Origin of the sequence: Haematospirillum sp. 15-248 (assembly GCF_012102665.1) — a bacterium.
In the GTDB taxonomy this organism is placed as follows: Bacteria; Pseudomonadota; Alphaproteobacteria; order Rhodospirillales; family Rhodospirillaceae; genus Haematospirillum.
Genome location: NZ_JAAVTF010000001.1, coordinates 562,971 through 580,617, shown reverse-complemented (window position 1 = coordinate 580,617; position 17,647 = coordinate 562,971). Strand labels below are relative to the sequence as shown.

The window sequence follows — 17,647 nt, the reverse complement described above, 5'->3', positions numbered from 1 at the left end:
TGAGCATTTGCTCAGGAGGTACTTGTCTGGCTCCATAGCTGCACGCGTTCTGGCCAATATAGCCGCCTCCTTGGCTGTTGTTGCACTATTGTTCGCTGTTCCGATTGACATGGTTGGCGGGATCCTCTGGGGGGGTAGTGTTCTTGTATCTGGGCTGCTTGCTGTTGTCTGGAGAATATACTGGCGTTCCCGCCTTGCCAGTATCTCATCTGCACTTTTGACTTGTGAAGTCGGCCTTTGTGTTCTCGCTGTCTTGCAAGGCTTGGCCTGGGGAAGCGGCATTGTAACATTCGGGGGTGTTTTGCCCGGACCTGAAGCCTTTTTGTATCTGCTGGTTCTGGTTGCTGTTGCCGCGATTACGGTGTTGAACTACGCTCCTTTGCCTGCGGGTATGTTTGGTTTTGCAAGTGGGGCCTTGTTCTTTCCTGCGGCTGTCCTTGCCGGCGATGAAGGACCTATTTTACCGCTGATTGGGCTTTCCGGTATCGGTTACGGTATTTTCCTCCTTGCCGGTGGATGGGCACGTTATCGCGAACTGGTCCATCAGTACTGTATCAATGCCAGCCACCGTGATGTGTCAGAGCGGCTTGCCGAGCACGAGGTTCGCCATCGTTCGGTTCTGGAGTATCTGCCCGAATTGGTGGTAGTTCTGGATGCGGATCTGCGTATTACCTTTCATAGCGCTGCTTCGGGGGATCTTTTCGGCTATCCTCCGGGTACCATGCAAGGGATGGATCTTCTCGCTGTTATTGCTCCGGCAGACCGGAGCCGCCTTCACTGTGCCCTGCATGGTCTTTTCTTGGATCCGGAGCAGACGTTTGCAGAGTTGATCGGCGGGCTTTCCCGTGACGGACGTTCTGTCCCCTTGTCGCTGCGTGGGCGGGCTATACCGGGCGTTTCTCCGGAGCGTCGGCCACAGGAACTGGTGATTACCCTTCGTGATGCAACCAGGCGCCTTCATGTTGAGGAGACGTTGCGACGGGCAAAACATGAGGCCGAAGCGGCAGGAAAAGCCCGGTCAGACTTTCTGGCTATGATCAGTCATGAAATTCGTACCCCGATGAGTGGGATCCTCGGCTTGGTTGACCTTCTGTCAGTCAGTGACCTGACGGAAGCACAGAGAGAGCACGTGCGCGTCTTGCAGCGCGCCTGTGATCATCTGTTGGATCTTTTGACAAGTGTTCTTGATTTTTCGCGTATCGAAGCCCGCGGTATACGGATTGAGGCTGAACCATTTGACCTGCGGCGTGTTGTGGGGGCTGTTACGGACATGTTCCGCGGCGAGGCAAAAGCCAAGGGAATACAAATGCGTGCGGTTGTCGCCCCGGAATTGCCGGCAACATGGGTGGGAGACTCCCGTTGTCTGCGTCAGATTTTGGCCAATCTTGTCGGCAATGCCGTGAAATTTACACAGGTTGGTCATGTCGAGGTCCGTGTGCGGGGCTCATTATCCGGAGATCAGGGGGTCCTTTGCTTTGATGTTGAGGATACTGGTGTAGGTATTGCACAAGGGGCTTGTGATTCTGTCTTTGACCCCTTTGTCCAGGTCAATCGCGAGTTGATCGGGAAGTCTGTTGGTTCCGGTCTTGGCTTGGCTATCTCCAGACGTCTGGTCACCTTGCTTGGCGGTAAGATTTCTGTATCCAGCGCTGTTGGGCAGGGGTCTGTTTTTAGTTTTACAATCCCTCTTTCTGTCGGGCCGGAACGTGTCAATCTTGTAAAAGATGTTCTTCCAGTCCGCATGCCGCGGGTTTGGGAGAGGGCGCCTGAGGCCATAAAAGTTCTGGTGGTTGATGACTCGGACCTTAACCGACTGGTGATTTGTGAAATGTTGAGTCGCCTTGGATTTTGTGTTGTCGAGGCGCGGAATGGTGCGGAAGCCATCAATTGTCTTCAATCCGGGCCAGAGGGGTATCATCTCGTTTTCATGGATATCCAGATGCCCGAGGTTAACGGGATAGAAGCTGTACGGCGTATTCGTTTTGCAGAGCAATGCGCTGGCCGTCAGCCTGTTCCTGTTGTTGCTGTTTCGGCCAGTTCCCGGGATGAGGATCGTGAAGCGGCTTTGGAGGCGGGTTGTTGCGCCTATGTTATCAAACCCCTGCGACGCGAACAGTTACTTGAGCTTCTTGATCGCTTCCTTTCGGGGAATAATATTGTGGCCTGTGTTGATCCATCCATGTGTGGGGCTGTCTCGCGCCTTCCTTCCAGTAGGTCGGTTTCTGTTTCCCCATCCCTTGTGACGTTGTTGCCCAGTTTTCTTGAAGCGATGCAAGCCCATATTACAGAGTTACGTCAGATGGTTGTTCAGGGCAGAAGTATGGATGTTGTGCGTATTGCACATGCCGCGAAAGGGAATGCAATGCTGTTTGGTTGCCCCCGCCTGGTAGAGGCATTGAGACGTCTGGAGGATCAGGGACGAGTCTGGGCGAGTAAGCCGGGAGAAGATTATGACGAGTTAGAGCAAAGCTTCATGCAGGCCCTTGTTGAGGCTATCGAGCGTGAAGTGCTGTCTCTGGAGCACGAGTCCGGTGGCCAGTTATCTGAGGCTATTGCCTAGACGGGGACTCCTGCGACTTCCTGGATAAAGCTGTCCTACCGGCTGGCGTACGTGAATCCGCCCTCTCCAAAGGCCAGGAAGGAGTCGACATCCAGGACGATCAGCAATTCTCCCTCCAGCCGTACAACGCCGGCCGATATGCCGCGCCAGCGTGGATCCAGCGTGGATGGATTCTGTTCTACACCACGTGTTGGCAGTGTCAGGACATTCCCTACGCTGTCGACCCTGAGGCTGTATAGTTCCTGACCAAGTTCCACCGTGACGCACATAACGTGTCCCTGCGTTTCGGATTCTGCTTGTTTGGGCAGGCCCAGACGGGTGCGCACGTCTATAACGGTTACAATGCGGCCACGCAGGTTGATGGAGCCCGCGACTTCGGGGGGTGCGAGCGGGATGCGGGCAATCTTTTCGGGGACCAGAATGTCCTGGACGCGCTCTACCGGGATCCCAAACAGCTGGCGTTCGACGTAGACAGTTACAAAAACCTGCTCGTCGCGACCAGCGGCGGTACGCCCTCCTGTTGAAGGTACGATATGCCCTTGGCTGGGGGTCAAGTCACCCATGTTTTCACACTCTCCAGTGATCCCCTGTTGTGCACGATAATGAACGCAATGAACTGCCTGTGCCAGATCTTTTGCCAGACTGATGTTGGCCTGTGACGGGATGGACACGAACAGGAAGGACCAAAAGCGAGCAGGCAAAAAAACCTTGGTATGCAAGGTGGAATTTGGCTGTTTCGGCAGTTGTTGTCCGTATCGTCATTTGACTGTGCAGACAAGTGTACATCTTGGTTTCGGTAGGGGGATAGCCCTGTCGTGGTTTTTATAATATCAGTCTATCAATCCAAGGTTTTTTTTCGCGTCCTCCGCTTCATGCTGCCACAGCATACCGGGAATCAGCTGCAATCGCATACAAGCAAAACCACGGCGCCGCGATGATTCGGTGTGTAGATCAAGCAAGTGGTCGTGGGTACCTCAGTTGCGCATGTCGGGCTGTTGTTGCATGACATCTTCAGCTGCGCTGATAGCTGAATGGATAGAACTGGCAAGTTCCGGGCTCAGGGCTTCAGCCTCGTGAAGCAAGTATGTCAAACAGGCGTGAATGCCGCGAATGGCAACTACGCGACCCGCCGGGGAGCAGGAATCCGGATCCAAGCCTTCTGTGCATGTATCATGGTACGTTCCATAAATATCAAACGGCATGGCAAAGATTATCCGAAGCAGTTACTACCGTTCCCGTATTTTACCTTTTATTGCTCAGTATTCAATTCTATTTATATGCGCAAATGATAGCATACAATGCAGGCTTTATTCTGGTTTTATGACGGTGTTTTGCCGTTCATTTTCTTTCGTTCTTATAATTTGTGTGGTGTGAGAAGTATTATGGTCTCTGTGATTTCCACGCCTTTCAGCTTTCTGATGTATGACAGGGCATTGTCCAGCTCTGACAAGGATTGCGCCTGCATTTCCATAACAATGTCCCAACGTCCATTCGACGTGTAGATGGTTTTTGCTTCGGGGATTTCACGCAGGGCCCGCAGGGTGTTTTCGCTGGTGCGCGCTTGTTCGTGGATCAGCGTAATGGCGCGTACCCCTTCTGTGGGGCCAGTTACCTCAGAGCGGGTTCGTACTGTGAAACCAAGAATTTCCCCGTCTGTTTGAAGGCGATCCAGGCGGTTCTGGACAGTGCCGCGTGACACGCCAAGAATGCCCGCCAAGGAGGCAACTGGTAGCCGCGCGTTATCACGCAGCAGTGCCAGAAGGCGTCGATCCAGATCATCAAGAGCCATAGTCCACCAAGAAACCTATTGTTCAGTTTTGTCCCCATGATGCACGCTCGGCCCATTTGGGCAAGCGCCATGATTGGGTCATGCCCGGGTTCATGGCGCGTGAATGGGCCTTGGCTTTCAGGTTTTGACACTGCTATGGTCCGCGCCGGATCAGGCTGGAAAGAAGAGATGTGCACATCTGTAAAGGCCGTGAATGTGGCTATCATTGGGGCAGGGCCGGCTGGCTTGATTGCCGCACAAAAGATTTCATCTGTTTTTTCGGATGTGCATGTCTTTGATGCCATGCCTTCCCCCGGGCGCAAATTTTTGTTGGCAGGTCGAGGGGGTCTTAACCTGACGCATTCCGAGCCTGAGGATCTTTTCCTGGGTCGTTATGGTGAGCAAAGGTCTTGGCTGGAACCTATGATCAGGGCTTTTGGTCCAGAAGACGTTCAGCGTTGGGCTGCCGATCTCGGGATTGCGACATTTGTGGGTACATCGGGGCGTGTCTTTCCCGTTGACTTTAAGGCAGCTCCTTTAATGCTTTCCTGGCTCAGGCAGCTGCGCAGCCAAGGCGTTGTCATTCACACCCGTTGTCGTTGGATCGGGCGTGCTTCGTCCGGAGACTGGGTGTTTGAGAGTCCGGAAGGGCATGTATCTGTCCGTGCGCGTGCTGTGTTACTGGCAATGGGCGGTGCCAGTTGGCCGCGGCTTGGGTCTGACGGGGCCTGGGTTGATATTCTGTCCTCTGCAGGTCTTTCCATTGCCCCGCTGCGTCCTGCCAATTGCGGTTTTGAGCGGGCTTGGTCCGATCATTTTATGGCCCGCTGGGAAGGAGAACCCCTCAAGGGTGTGGCGTTGTCTTTTGAAGGCGTTACCCGGAAGGGCGAAATGATTGTCAGCCGCAGCGGGATAGAGGGTGGCCTCGTCTATGCTTTTGCAGCCGCTTTGCGGAATGCGCTGGAAAGAGATGGTCAGGCTGTGCCCTGTCTGGATTTGTTGCCTGATCGTGGCTATGGGCAGGTGGTGCGAAGTCTCTCATCACCCCGCGGTCGTCAGTCCTGGTCAACATTTCTTAGAAAAACTGTTGGGCTGGGGGGCGTCAAGGCCGCGTTGCTGCGCGAGTGTGTCGATCCCTCTACATTGTCCCGTCCTGATGATCTGGCCCGGTTCCTCAAGGCGTTGCCTTTGTCGCTGTTAGCCCCCCGACCCATAGCCGAGGCTATCAGTTCAGCGGGGGGAGTGGTGCGGGCAGAACTGGACTCCTCGCTGATGCTGTCATCTTGGCCGGGCGTTTTTTGTGCCGGAGAGATGCTGGACTGGGAAGCACCGACCGGAGGATATTTGCTGACAGCCTGCCTGGCAACAGGTGCGCACGCGGCTTCCGGTCTTGTGTCATGGTTGCAGAAGCAGGATCGTTGTGAAGATTAGTCCTGCAAGACACTGATCCGGGTTATGGCGTTTGCTGTACAGAAGACCTTGACGCCCCCCTGGGTACAGACCTGGGAAAGGCGAGGGGAGGTCACCTCGTCTGTGAACAAGGCCGAAACCTGGCTTATATGAGCGATCCGTACAGGTGCCGATCGTGACAGCTTTGTGCGGTCTGCAACCAGAAATACCTGTCTGGCATTTTCAATAATAGCTTGGGCCACGCGTACTTCCCGATAGTCGTAATCCAGAAGAGCGCCATCCTCGTCCATGGCAGATGCCCCGATAACAGCGTAGTCAACCTTGAACTTCTTGACGAACTCGGCTGTGGCTTCCCCGACCAGGCCACCGTCAGAGCGGCGAAGCATGCCACCGGCGACAATGATCTCGCATGATGGGTTCTGGGTCAGTGTATTGGCAACATTAAGATTATTGGTAATGACAAGCAGATTCCGGTGGCCCAGAAGGGCACGGGCAACAGCCTCTGTTGTTGTGCCAATATTCATGAACAGGGATGCGTTGTGCGGTATTTCCGACGCACACAGTCGCCCGATTTCATTCTTTTCGTCGGCAGCAATGACACGGCGTGTTTCGTAGCCGACATTCTCGATCCCTGAAGCCAGCACTGCACCACCATGGACCCGGGCCAGCATGCCACGTTCACACAGCTCGTTCAGATCCCTGCGGATTGTTTGTGGTGTGACCTGGAAGCGGGATGCAAGGTCATCAACCAGGACCCTTCCGGTTTCACGAGCCGCGTCCATGATTTCCTGCTGCCGGAAAGACAGGATCATCGTGTGTCCTTTTCATGCAAGATATGAGCGAGGAAGCATAAGGATCATCTTTTCCCGGTCAAGGTGTAAAAACACGATAAAGATGTCTGGTTTCTACCCCTTGTTTTCGGCTTGTTGTTTTAAAAGTTAAGAGGGAATTGTCGGTATATAGATCTATGGTAGATGCGCTGATATAGTTCTATAACTGTCTTGAACCTTTTTATCTTTATATGAAAATTGATCATCCTTAAGAATATGGGCGTAGAAAATTTGTTCAGTATTTTCTGTTTAACAGGGTCGGGAACAACGTAAGGGGTATGCAATGACAGCGTATAACGCACCCTATGATCTTGCCGTTATTGGTGGCGGCATTAATGGGTGTGGTATCGCGCGAGATGCTGCCGGACGTGGCTTGTCGACGTATTTGTGCGAGCGTGATGACCTCGCATCAGCAACCTCATCGGCCAGTACCAAGTTGATTCATGGTGGCTTGCGTTATCTTGAACATATGCAGTTTCGCTTGGTTCGGGAGTCTCTGGCTGAAAGGAACGTTTTGTTGCGGTCCGCTCCGCACCTTGTTCGTCCTTTGTCCTTTATCCTTCCTTGGGCACCGGGTTTGCGCCCGTACTGGATCCTGCGTTTTGGTCTTTTCCTGTACGATTTTTTGGGGCAGCGTCAGTTTTTGCCTGCATCCCGTGCCTTGGACTTGCGAGTTGATCCGTCCGGTGCGCCCCTTTTACCGGCTTTCCAGAAGGGGTTTGAGTATGCCGACTGTTGGGTAGATGATGCGCGGTTGGTAATCCTTAATGCGCGCGATGCGGCCGAGCGTGGTGCTGTTATTGACAGTGGTACACGGTGTATCAGGGCCCGCCGTGATGCAGGAGGGTGGTGCCTGACTGTCGTGTCGCGTGATTCATCCCGTGAACAGGATGTATGGGCAAAAGTTCTGGTCAATGCATCCGGACCGTGGGTGAATGATGTTATGGCCAACGTGATTGATGGTGCATCGTCTCATGCAGGACCGAGAGAGAAGGTACGCTTGGTCCGTGGAAGTCATATTGTGGTTCCCAAGCAGTTCAGCCATGAAAAAGCTTACATGCTTCAGCACACGGATCGTCGCGTTATTTTTGCCCTGCCTTTTGAAGATGATTTTACCCTGATTGGCACAACAGATCTGGATTACAGTGGTGACCCATCGGATGCCTGCTGTTCGGGGGAAGAGACTGCGTATCTATGTGCGGCCGTTTCACGTTATTTTCGCTATTCAGTTTGTCCTTCGGATGTTGTCTGGACATATTCCGGTGTTCGGCCTTTGTATGACGATGGCGCCTCGGCGTCTCATGCTGTGACACGTGATTATGTTCTGCGTGTTGAGCGACCTTCTGATTCGGCCCCTGTTCTTCACGTTTTTGGTGGCAAGATAACGACGTACCGCAAGCTTGCCGAGTCAGCCCTTGAACGTCTGCGTGAGTTCTTTCCCGGTCTTGGCCCATCGTGGACAGAGGATTCCTGTCTGCCGGGCGGTGATTTTGATCCCGTTGACTTTGACAGACACATTGCAGATCTGTTGAGGGCTTATCCTTTTCTGGACGCGCGTCAGGCGCACCGTCTTTTCAGTGCATATGGTACGTGTGTAAACGATCTTCTGGGTGATGCGTCGTGCTTTTCTGATCTTGGGGAGGCTTTCGGGGCAGGTCTGACCGTTCGGGAGGTGCAGTGGATGATCCAGCATGAATGGGCCCGCAGCGCAGACGATGTGTTATGGCGACGGTCCCGCTTGGGATTGCGCGTGACCCGAGAGGAGGCAGGGGCTCTGGATACCTGGATCCGTAGTCAGGTCTCCTGATTTTCCTAAGTAACACGGCATCAGGTCTTCTATTGTCGGGTTGGATTACCGAAATCCGGCAAGTCAACCGGCTGGGGAAGGGGTGGTGTCTGATCTGTGGCCTTGGTTTCAGCCTGTTCTTGTCGGGCCTGTAACAGCTCCATCATGTGTGCTGCCCTTGCTCCGGCTTCCCTGGAGTCCTGGCCGGGTCTTCGTGTCGTGTCCCGCTGCACTTTGCGTGGTGCCTGTTGCCGCGCTGCGTTCTTGTAAGCGCGGGATATGTCATCCTCGATCTGCGCAAGGCGTGATGCAATGATGCTCATGTGTTCACGTACAGCGGCTTCGTGTTTGCGTATGCTTTCTTCCGTTGTGGCGCGCAGGTCGTGTTCCATGCGATCAATGCGTACCGCGCTGTCCTGTTCCAGCGACCGGCGGATCCTGCTGACATCCTTGACAAGCTCGGTGCGCAACTGGCGTGACTGTTTTCCAAGCTCATCCCGAATATGGCGCAGGTTTTTCTCCATGTCAGAGCGGAGTTCCACCTTTATCTGATAGGCTGATTTGACAAGGGATGACAGATAGGAGAGCAGGAAGAAAAGACCGACAACCAAGGCGGCAACGGATACCGTCAGCCCCGTCAGAACGGCATAATCCATGGCTTGGTCCTCCTCCCCCCGGAAGTCCCGGACGCCGTATGTGGACCACGGCACGGGCATTCAATCATTCTACGTCCGCCCGTTCCGCGTGTACATACGGCTGTTTTCGTCTGTTGTCATGGTTGTCTCTGCGGGGGATGTCGGGCTATCATCTGCGAGTGTATGACTTTACAGACGAGGCGTTGCATGTCTGAGACCGAAGCCGCGCCGAGCGGCGCCCCGGCCTCTTCTCCTTCCTCTACCGATAGTGGAGGGCCCCTGACAACAGAAGATCTGGTCCAGTGGATCACAGAGCGAGGCATGACCGAAGTGGAATGCCTTGTTCCCGATCTTGCGGGCGTACCAAGGGGTAAAATATTACCTGCCCACAAATTTATTGCTGGTCTGAAAGACCGTGGGCTGCGTTTGCCTGAAAGTTTGTTTATTCAGACAATCACGGGGGACTACCCCGAAGAGGATGTGATGGAGGATGTGGATCAGGACATGTATTTGCGTCCTGATCCATCCACGGTCCGAGTCGTTCCGTGGTACGACGAGCCAACCTGCCAGGTTATCAACGATTGCTATTACAGGGATGGCAGTGCTGTTGATATTGCGCCCCGCCACGTTCTTCGCCGGGTGTTGCGCCTGTATGAGGAAAAGGGGTGGGCCCCCGTTATTGCCCCTGAGCTTGAGTTTTATCTGGTCAAGGTCAACACGGACCCTGACTATCCTCTGGAGCCTCCCATCGGACGTTCAGGTCGGGCTGAAATCGGGCGTCAGGCTTTTGGGATCGATGCGGTCAACGAATTCGATCCTTTGTTCGAGGACGTGTATGACTATGCCGAGGCTCAGGGGCTTGATGTTGATACGCTCCATCACGAGTCCGGGCCTGCGCAGATGGAGATCAATTTCGAGCACGGAGACCCCTTGGATCTGGCGGACCAGGTTTTCCTGTTCAAGCGTACGGTGCATCAGACAGCGCTGCGTCACAATGTGTACGCGACCTTTATGGCCAAACCCCTTGAGGGACAGCCGGGCAGCGCCATGCATCTGCATCAGTCTGTGGTTGAACGTGACAGCAGGCTCAGCCTGTTTGTTGATCGGGACGGCAAGGAAAGTGATCTCTTCCGTTGGCACATTGGCGGCTTGCAAACCTACTTGCCCCAAGCCATGTTGCTGCTGGCACCGCACGTCAACAGTTACAGGCGGCTGGTGAAGAATTTCTCGGCCCCGATCAACATGCACTGGGGGCGTGACAACCGGACGGTTGGTTTGCGTGTCCCCAACTCGGAAGCCGGCGATACCCGCATCGAGAACCGTTTGTCCGGAGCGGATGCCAATCCCTATCTTGCCATTGCGGCATCGCTGTTGTGCGGCTATCTGGGCATGGTGGAGCGTCTGGAGCCATCAAACCCGATAACGGGATCGGGCTACACCAAGGCCCATGATCTGCCAAAACATTTGCCCGATGCCATTGAGAAGTTCCAGAAAGCACAGCGCCTGCACGAGCATCTGGGGGATTTGTTCGGGGCTGCCTTCACGGCGGTGAAGTGGGCGGAGTGGGATGCCTATCAGGATGTCATCAGCTCTTGGGAGCGTGAGTTCCTGTTGCTGAACGTTTAATGATGGCGTGAATGGATGTCTGGTCCCCGCGTCTGATCAGGGTGACATGACGCGGGGATATTCCTGTTTCGGGCAGCGGTTCATGATGACAGACAGGCCCGCGGCTTCGGCCGTGGACGCAGCGTGGTCGTTCCTTACGCCGATCTGCATCCATATGATCTTTATATGGCGCTGTTGTGCCAGGCGAATGGCCTCGTCCACAATGTTGGGTACGGCATCACTTTTCCGGAAAATATCTACCATGTCAAAATCATGGGGGATATCGCCCAAGGATGCAAAGACCTGCTCCCCCAACAGGGTTTGACCGGCCAGTGACGGATTGACCGGGATGACCCGGTACCCTTTCTTTTGCAGAAAGGCCATCACGCCGTAGCTTGGGCGTTCCGGCCTGTCAGAAGCCCCCACCATAGCAATAACACGCACAGTTTCAAGAATGCTGCGCAGGACGGAATCCGGATAGGCAATCAGGGCATGGGGATCTTGTGGAAGCTGGTCTGGTGTGTGACGGAAGTGCATGGGGTTTTTGTCCATCGTCATGATCTCCATTACCGGCTGCTGTGCTTAATTACTCGTGCGTATGTATATGCACCCGCAGCCATCGGGGCAGGTATCGCAGAATTTTGTCCCACAGGTCCAAGCGTGTCGGGTCAAGGCGAATGCCGACAGAGATGATCTCGTCACCTTCCGTTTGCACGACAACAAGCTCGACTGGGCCGGCTGATACCGCATCTCCGATTGATGGAGTGTCAGCCAAGTGCTCCCTCAGCCATTCTGCAATGGTGACGCCTTCGACAGGCCCATCAACGGGTATTTCGTATGCCAAAGAGACGGGCCCCAGTGCCGTCGCTCCGGGGATAACAAAATCCCCTAGGGCTGTATTGCTTTTCTTCCGGCTATTGGACAGGAATTGTCGATCAAGGGTCAGGCTGTGTTCCGGTGGCGCCAGGAACAGCACAAAGTCACCGGTTTTCAGGGTATGCAGCATGCGTTCGGGCACAACAAGGCCAGATCGCAGGACAGCCAGAATACGCGTTCGCTGGGGGAGGCTGAGTTCTGAGACAGGCCGACCGGCCATGGGGCAGCTTTCCCCGACGGTGTAACCAACAATATCACGGTCCATGTTTGACGGGATATCGACCTCGAGGCGTCCCTCCTGTGCCGGGGCCGGGGGGATCTCAATTTTCAACAGCCTCGCTGCCAGGCCAATGGTCCACCCCTGCAGGGTCAGGGAGACAAGGACGACCGTGAAGGTAATATTGAAAATGCGCTGGGCTTCCGGAATCCCGGCCAGAACCGGGATGATGGCGAGATAAATCGGAACCCCGCCCCGCAGGCCAACCCAGGCAATAAAGGCTCTCTCCCGCAGGGCAAAGCGGCTGCCAGCCAGGCAAAGGGCCACCGCCACCGGTCGGGCAATGAAAACCATAGTCAGTGCGATAGCCAAGGCCGGTCCTAGATCGGGCAGGAGCTGGTGCGGAGTGACCAGAAGCCCCAGTCCAACCAGAAGGACAAGCTGGCTGACCCAGGCAATGCCATCGTGGAAACGGAGAATGACGCTTTGTGCCCGTAGCCGCTGGTTGCCCGCAACGATGCCGGCCAGATAGACGGTCAGGAAACCAGAGCCACCCATAACGTGGCTGATTCCATAAAGTGACAGGGCGCCCGCAATCAGCATGACAGGGTATAGACCCGGGGCCAGCAAGGTGCGATTGACCAGAAAGGCCAGGGCGGCCCCCCCGCCAATGCCGATTGCCGTGCCCACGCTGAAGGCCTGAAGGAGTGACAGACCTGAGGTGACAAGGGAGTCAGTTGTTGACCCATTGGTCTGGATCATGCCTACCAGCGTAACGGTCAGGAGAACGGCCATGGGATCGTTGGCCCCTGATTCCAGTTCAAGAGTCGAGGACACTCGCTCCCGGACGGCCGATCCTTGTTGGTGCAGCAGCAAAAAGACTGCAGCCGCGTCTGTTGAGGCGACGACTGTGCCGGTCAGAAGGGCCACAAGAACGCCGCTGTCAAAGGCAACCCAGGCAGTTATGCCGGTTATGACGGCCGTAATCACAACGCCCACCGTCGCCAGTGCGGCGGCCCGCCCCCACGATCGTCGTACAGACCGGAATGATGTCCGTAGTCCACCATCGAACAGGATAATCGCAACAGCAACCGAGGCTGCGGTGTAAATGGCCTCGAAGTTGGAAAAACGGATGCCCCCGGGGCCATCTTCGCCCGCCAGCATGCCAAACCCCAGGAAAACCAGAAGCAAAGGGGCGCCAATGCGCGTTGACAAGGCGCCAGTAAGAATTGCAACCAGCAACAGGCTGCCACCAATCAGGATAAGGTGGTTTGCCGTTTCCACGGGCGGAATTCCCTTTTCTTTCAGGACGGCAGGCTTTTTTCCAGTATAGGGCGCGTACCCCGTTACAGATACTGCTTTCGGGGCGTTGTCATGTTTGAGTGATTGCAATGTGTTGTGCACATAATCTCTGTAATGCCTTGCTTTATGCGGCCCTCAGTAAAGGTACTATAAAACCGCACCATTAGTGCATTGATATAAAAGAATTAATTTTGGTTGACGTCTTCTCTCTTCGTGGCATACTCCGCGCTCCTGGTTTCACCGGGGTGCTGGCTTATGGTGCCTGCGCCCGGCGATAAATAAAGTGAGAGCCATGAAAACCTATTCCGCCAAGCCGACGGATGTGTCTCGCAAGTGGTATGTGATTGATGCCGAAGGCGTCGTTCTGGGCCGCCTTGCCGCCACCGTCGCCAATATACTGCGGGGCAAGCACAAGCCAATCTATACCCCGCATATCGACACCGGTGACCATGTGGTCATCATCAATGCCGAGAAGGTCGCCCTGACCGGTCGCAAGCTGTCCCAGAAGCGTTTCTATTGGCACACCGGGTATCCGGGTGGCATCAAGGACCGTACCATGGAGCAGATTCTGACAGGTCCTTTCCCGGCCCGTGTTATTGAAAAAGCCGTGGAGCGTATGGTGCCCCGTGGTCCGCTTGGTCGTGCCCAGCTGAAGAAGCTTCGGGTTTATGCCGGCGCCGAGCATCCGCACGAGAGCCAGCAGCCTGAAGTGCTGGACTTGGCTGCCCGTAATCCAAAGAACAAGAGGAGCGCGTAATCCATGTCCCTCGCGGATTTGAAGGGCTCCGTCATGGAGATGCCAAAAGTCGAGCCGAAGCGTGATGCACAGGGTCGTTCCTATGCAACCGGTCGACGCAAGGATGCTGTCGCCCGTGTTTGGGTAAAGCCAGGTTCCGGCAAGATTATTGTGAATGGCCGCTCCCTGGAGCAGTACCTCGTGCGTCCTGTTCTGAGAATGCTGGTCAACCGTCCGTTTTCGGTTGCCAACGTGTCCGACCAGTTTGATGTGATATGCACCGTCAACGGTGGTGGTTTGTCCGGTCAGGCTGGGGCGATTCGTCATGGTATCAGCCGTGCCCTATCCCTGTTTGACCCGGCGCTGCGTCCTTCCCTGAAGGCTGCCGGGTTCTTGACCCGTGACCCCCGCGTGGTCGAACGCAAGAAGTACGGTAAGCCCAAGGCTCGCCGTTCGTTCCAGTTCTCGAAGCGCTGATTGCAGCGTTCTTTGTTGCTGTTCACTGGGGGCTGGCATGTGTCAGCCCCTTTTGTGCATCAGGAGGGGGCTTTTCACCCTGTTTCGGGCTGATATGTCTGGAATATGTCTTTGGGTCTTTCCCCTTTATCTTGTTTTGCTGACCTGTTTTCCCCTATCGCTTTATAAAGTTTATTCCTGCACTTTTATGAGTGCATAAGTATGGCATTCCGGACCGCAAAAACCGTTTGCATTGTCTGTCGTCCGGAGCTACAGAAACATTGTCCGTATTCGCACGTGCCCGTCGTCGCCGGACAGCCATAGTTCCTGATTTTCCGGGGCTTTGGGGGCGACCTAAAGCAACGACGTAACGCGGCTTTTTTGGTCTCCGCCAGCCTTCCACCGTTGGCGTTACTGAAGAGGCACTTTACATCATTGCCAAGCGTGCGGGTTGGTTCTCCCCAATCCGAAAACTGGCCCCATGACCCAACAGTCGGCAACCCCCGGCTGCCTGGTGTGCCAGCCACGAACAGCAAGCACTGCCATTCGCCTGCAGGTGCCGGAAGCCTGCGGGATATCCGGAAAAGCATGGGGGTGCTGTCCGGGTGGTTTTCCGGTTTCGTGAAACCTGACAGCCGAAAGCTCGCTGCCATGACTGAAAGAATTCATCATTTCCTTGAAACCCGTCGTCCCGAAGGCCCTTGCCTGGTTGTGGACCTTGATGTGGTCCGTGCTAATTACCAGGCATTTGCCACGTGTTTGCCCGATACGCGTGTTTTCTATGCCATAAAAGCCAATCCGGCCCCGGAGATCCTGTCGCTTCTGGCAGGCCTCGGGTCGTGTTTCGATGCAGCTTCGGTCCCCGAGATCGAAATGGCACTGGCGGCAGGGGCAACACCGGATCGTATTTCCTATGGAAACACGATCAAGAAAGAGACTGATATTGCCCGGGCCTATCAGATGGGCATAACGCTTTTTGCATTTGATGCCCGTGAGGAGCTGGAGAAAATTGCCCGGGTTGCCCCGGGAGCGCGGGTGTTCTGCCGTATCCTGTTCGACTGTGAAGGGGCAGAGTGGCCCCTGTCCCGTAAATTCGGCTGCGATCCCGAGATGGCTGTTGAGCTTATGGTCTATGCTCATGCGCTTGGCTTGCGTGCCTACGGTGTTTCCTTTCATGTTGGATCGCAGCAGAGTGATGTTGGATCTTATGATCGCGCCTTGGAGCGTGTTGCGGAAATTTTCCAGTCTTTGTCGGAAAAAGGCATCGACCTCTCCATGGTCAATATGGGAGGGGGGTTCCCGGTTCGTTACCTGCGCGATATCCCTGATGTTGACAGTTACGCCCGTGCGATCAGCGATGCCTTGCACCGGTATTTCCGGAATCGTATGCCGGAAACAATTATTGAGCCTGGCCGTGGCATGGTCGGCAACGCAGGTATATTACAGGCTGAAGTCGTTCTGATTTCAAGAAAGTCATCCCGTCCGGATGAATTGCGCTGGGTGTATCTGGATATCGGAAAATTTGGCGGGCTTGCGGAAACAATGGGGGAAGCCATTCGCTATCCCATTCACACGCCGCGTGATGGTGCAGAGATGGCACCATGTGTTCTGGCGGGGCCTACTTGCGATTCCGCCGATGTGCTCTATGAACATACGCCCTATCCCTTGCCTGTTTCCCTGGAAATTGGAGACAAGGTGCTGATCGGCTCGGCCGGTGCTTATACCACGACGTATTCGGCCGTTGCTTTTAACGGCTTTCCCCCTCTACAAGCATTTTATATCTGAACACGTTGTCATACTGTGACTCGACTGCCCCGGACCATGGTTCGGGGCAGTTTTTTACGTCACTTTTGCACTTTCTGCAGTCGTGGATATCCATGTATAGATGATACGATATACCTATGGTAGTTGCATGGTGTGTTGTATTCCAGTATGGGGTTGTCCTTGGGTTGCTTCAGTTTTTTCAGGGGTTGGGCATTCTATGGGGCATGTGCCTGGACGGACGGTTTTTAACGGTCCTATTGTCATTATTGGCTTTGGTGGTATCGGTCAGGGTTTCTTGCCGCTTTTGTTCAGGCACATCGATCTACCGGGCAGGGACGTTACTGTTGTCAGTGCAGATGACAGGGGGCGGGGTATTGCCGAAGAAATGGGCGTACGCTTTATCCAGCAGGCACTGGATGCCGACAACTTGCGGCAGACCTTGGCGCATCTGTTGCAGGGGCGGAGTGGTTTTATCGTGAACCTGTCGGTGAATGTCAGTTCGGCCGCCCTGGTTTCCCTGGCCCGGGAGTGGGGTGCCCTTTATATTGATACCTGTATAGAGCCTTGGGCCGGCGGATATACGGACCCTGCGGCTTCTCCGGCTCAGAGGAGTAACTATGCCCTCCGGGAAGAGGCCATTATGCTGGCAGGCCAGTATGGGAAAGGGCCGACGGCCTTGCTGGCCCATGGTGCTAATCCCGGATTGGTCAGTCATTTTGTCAAGCGCGCCTTGTTGCACATTGCGCGTGATACCGGTGTTGCCGCTACGGCCCCGGAAGAGCAAACGGATTGGGCCTTGCTGGCGCAAAAGCTGGGTATAAAAGGCATTCATATTGCAGAGCGGGATACCCAGCGATCGGCGTGTCCGAAAGAGCAGATGACGTTTGTGAATACCTGGTCTGTTGACGGCTTTATTTCGGAAGGCCTTCAACCTGCAGAGCTGGGATGGGGAACGCACGAGAAATTTTTGCCACAGGGTGGGCATCATCATGACTTTGGCTGCAAGGCTGCCATCTGGCTGGATCGCCCCGGAGCCGTTGTTCGGGTGCGCACGTGGACGCCGTGCGAGGGACCGTTTTTTGGGTTCTTGATTACCCATAATGAATCTATTTCATTGGCGGATTATCTGACGGTCCATGATGGAGACCGTGTTGTGTATCGTCCTACATGTCACTATGCCTATCATCCTTGTGATGCCGCTGTTCTCAGCCTGCATGAGCTTGCAGGAAAAGGGTGGGATGCCCCGCAAGTACCGGTACAGATTGTTGATGACATTCAGGATGGGCATGATGAGTTGGGTGTCTTGTTATTCGGACATCAGAAGAATGCCTACTGGTATGGATCACGGCTTGATATTGCAACAGCACGTGGTTTGGCCCCTTTCCAGAATGCAACGGGGCTACAGGTTACGGCAGCTGTACTGGCGGGCGTTGTCTGGGCTATCGAGAATCCGGATGCCGGTATCCTTGAAGCCGAAGCCTTGCCGCATGAAGATATACTGTCTCTTGCACAGCCCTATCTTGGTGTTGTGGAGGGTGTATATACGTCATGGACGCCTTTGAACGGACGTAGTCGTTTCTTCGATGAATGCTTGGACCGTGATGACCCGTGGCAATTCCGGAATGTTATTGTGTCCTGATCGGGGCGCACAGCGGTGGTGTTGTGGAAGCTTCTGCGTGAGCGGGTTTTCATTCTTGTTTGC

The 17,647-nt window shown here is 54.8% G+C and carries 15 protein-coding genes; 8 read left to right on the top strand and 7 right to left on the bottom strand.

Annotated elements, in window-relative coordinates; translation table 11 throughout:
• The first annotated feature begins 22 nt into the window (after positions 1-22).
• Positions 23-2,560: a PAS domain-containing hybrid sensor histidine kinase/response regulator gene (locus HEQ72_RS02705; protein WP_168022458.1), complete on the top strand. Its 2,538-nt coding sequence runs from the start codon at positions 23-25 to the stop codon at positions 2,558-2,560.
• A gap of 35 nt (positions 2,561-2,595) precedes the next feature.
• On the opposite strand, the gene HEQ72_RS02700 is transcribed toward HEQ72_RS02705, so the two are convergent.
• The 3 genes from HEQ72_RS02700 to HEQ72_RS02690 all read right to left on the bottom strand — a co-directional run bounded on the left by HEQ72_RS02700 (position 2,596) and on the right by HEQ72_RS02690 (position 4,349).
• Positions 2,596-3,123, bottom strand: a complete 528-nt coding sequence (locus HEQ72_RS02700; RefSeq protein WP_066136762.1) for a chemotaxis protein CheW — start codon at positions 3,121-3,123, stop codon at positions 2,596-2,598.
• Between the two features lie 411 nt (positions 3,124-3,534).
• Positions 3,535-3,762, bottom strand: coding sequence for a hypothetical protein (locus HEQ72_RS02695; RefSeq protein WP_168018609.1), 228 nt, complete (start codon positions 3,760-3,762; stop codon positions 3,535-3,537).
• A gap of 152 nt (positions 3,763-3,914) precedes the next feature.
• Positions 3,915-4,349, bottom strand: coding sequence for an Lrp/AsnC family transcriptional regulator (locus HEQ72_RS02690; protein WP_066135189.1), 435 nt, complete (start codon positions 4,347-4,349; stop codon positions 3,915-3,917).
• Positions 4,350-4,517: 168 nt separating this feature from the next.
• Here HEQ72_RS02690 and HEQ72_RS02685 point away from each other — a divergent pair, with 168 nt between their 5' ends.
• Positions 4,518-5,759, top strand: a complete 1,242-nt coding sequence (locus HEQ72_RS02685) for a TIGR03862 family flavoprotein (RefSeq protein WP_168022457.1) — start codon at positions 4,518-4,520, stop codon at positions 5,757-5,759.
• On the opposite strand, the gene HEQ72_RS02680 is transcribed toward HEQ72_RS02685, so the two are convergent.
• A complete protein-coding gene (locus HEQ72_RS02680) occupies positions 5,756-6,550 on the bottom strand; it encodes a DeoR/GlpR family DNA-binding transcription regulator (RefSeq protein ID WP_168022456.1) in 795 nt (264 codons plus the stop codon). The genes HEQ72_RS02685 and HEQ72_RS02680 overlap by 4 nt on opposite strands.
• A gap of 301 nt (positions 6,551-6,851) precedes the next feature.
• Between HEQ72_RS02680 and glpD the strand changes: the two genes are divergently transcribed.
• Positions 6,852-8,375: a glycerol-3-phosphate dehydrogenase gene (gene glpD / locus HEQ72_RS02675; RefSeq protein WP_168022455.1), complete on the top strand. Its 1,524-nt coding sequence runs from the start codon at positions 6,852-6,854 to the stop codon at positions 8,373-8,375.
• 29 nt (positions 8,376-8,404) lie between these two features.
• On the opposite strand, the gene HEQ72_RS02670 is transcribed toward glpD, so the two are convergent.
• On the bottom strand, positions 8,405-9,064 hold the full coding sequence (locus HEQ72_RS02670; protein ID WP_168022454.1) for a hypothetical protein: 660 nt from the start codon (positions 9,062-9,064) through the stop codon (positions 8,405-8,407).
• Positions 9,065-9,310: 246 nt separating this feature from the next.
• Here HEQ72_RS02670 and HEQ72_RS02665 point away from each other — a divergent pair, with 246 nt between their 5' ends.
• Positions 9,311-10,615 carry a glutamine synthetase family protein gene (locus tag HEQ72_RS02665; RefSeq protein WP_245184095.1) on the top strand — a complete coding sequence of 435 codons (1,305 nt, stop codon included), beginning with the start codon at positions 9,311-9,313 and terminating at the stop codon, positions 10,613-10,615.
• Positions 10,616-10,651: 36 nt separating this feature from the next.
• Here HEQ72_RS02665 and HEQ72_RS02660 read toward each other — a convergent pair whose 3' ends face one another.
• Both HEQ72_RS02660 and HEQ72_RS02655 read right to left on the bottom strand, forming a co-directional pair.
• Complete coding sequence (locus HEQ72_RS02660; protein ID WP_245183032.1) at positions 10,652-11,146, bottom strand: CoA-binding protein; 495 nt, start codon at positions 11,144-11,146, stop codon at positions 10,652-10,654.
• 34 nt (positions 11,147-11,180) lie between these two features.
• Positions 11,181-12,971 carry a potassium/proton antiporter gene (locus HEQ72_RS02655; protein WP_168022452.1) on the bottom strand — a complete coding sequence of 597 codons (1,791 nt, stop codon included), beginning with the start codon at positions 12,969-12,971 and terminating at the stop codon, positions 11,181-11,183.
• 310 nt (positions 12,972-13,281) lie between these two features.
• Here HEQ72_RS02655 and rplM point away from each other — a divergent pair, with 310 nt between their 5' ends.
• The 4 genes from rplM to HEQ72_RS02635 all read left to right on the top strand — a co-directional run bounded on the left by rplM (position 13,282) and on the right by HEQ72_RS02635 (position 17,584).
• Positions 13,282-13,746, top strand: coding sequence for a 50S ribosomal protein L13 (gene rplM / locus HEQ72_RS02650; RefSeq protein WP_168018617.1), 465 nt, complete (start codon positions 13,282-13,284; stop codon positions 13,744-13,746).
• Positions 13,747-13,749: 3 nt separating this feature from the next.
• Positions 13,750-14,202: a 30S ribosomal protein S9 gene (rpsI, locus tag HEQ72_RS02645; protein WP_066135203.1), complete on the top strand. Its 453-nt coding sequence runs from the start codon at positions 13,750-13,752 to the stop codon at positions 14,200-14,202.
• Positions 14,203-14,832: 630 nt separating this feature from the next.
• On the top strand, positions 14,833-15,966 hold the full coding sequence (locus HEQ72_RS02640) for a type III PLP-dependent enzyme (RefSeq protein WP_168022451.1): 1,134 nt from the start codon (positions 14,833-14,835) through the stop codon (positions 15,964-15,966).
• Positions 15,967-16,162: 196 nt separating this feature from the next.
• Positions 16,163-17,584 (top strand): homospermidine synthase, encoded by a 1,422-nt coding sequence (locus HEQ72_RS02635; protein ID WP_168022450.1) that lies wholly within the window; start codon positions 16,163-16,165, stop codon positions 17,582-17,584.
• Positions 17,585-17,647 lie beyond the last annotated feature (63 nt).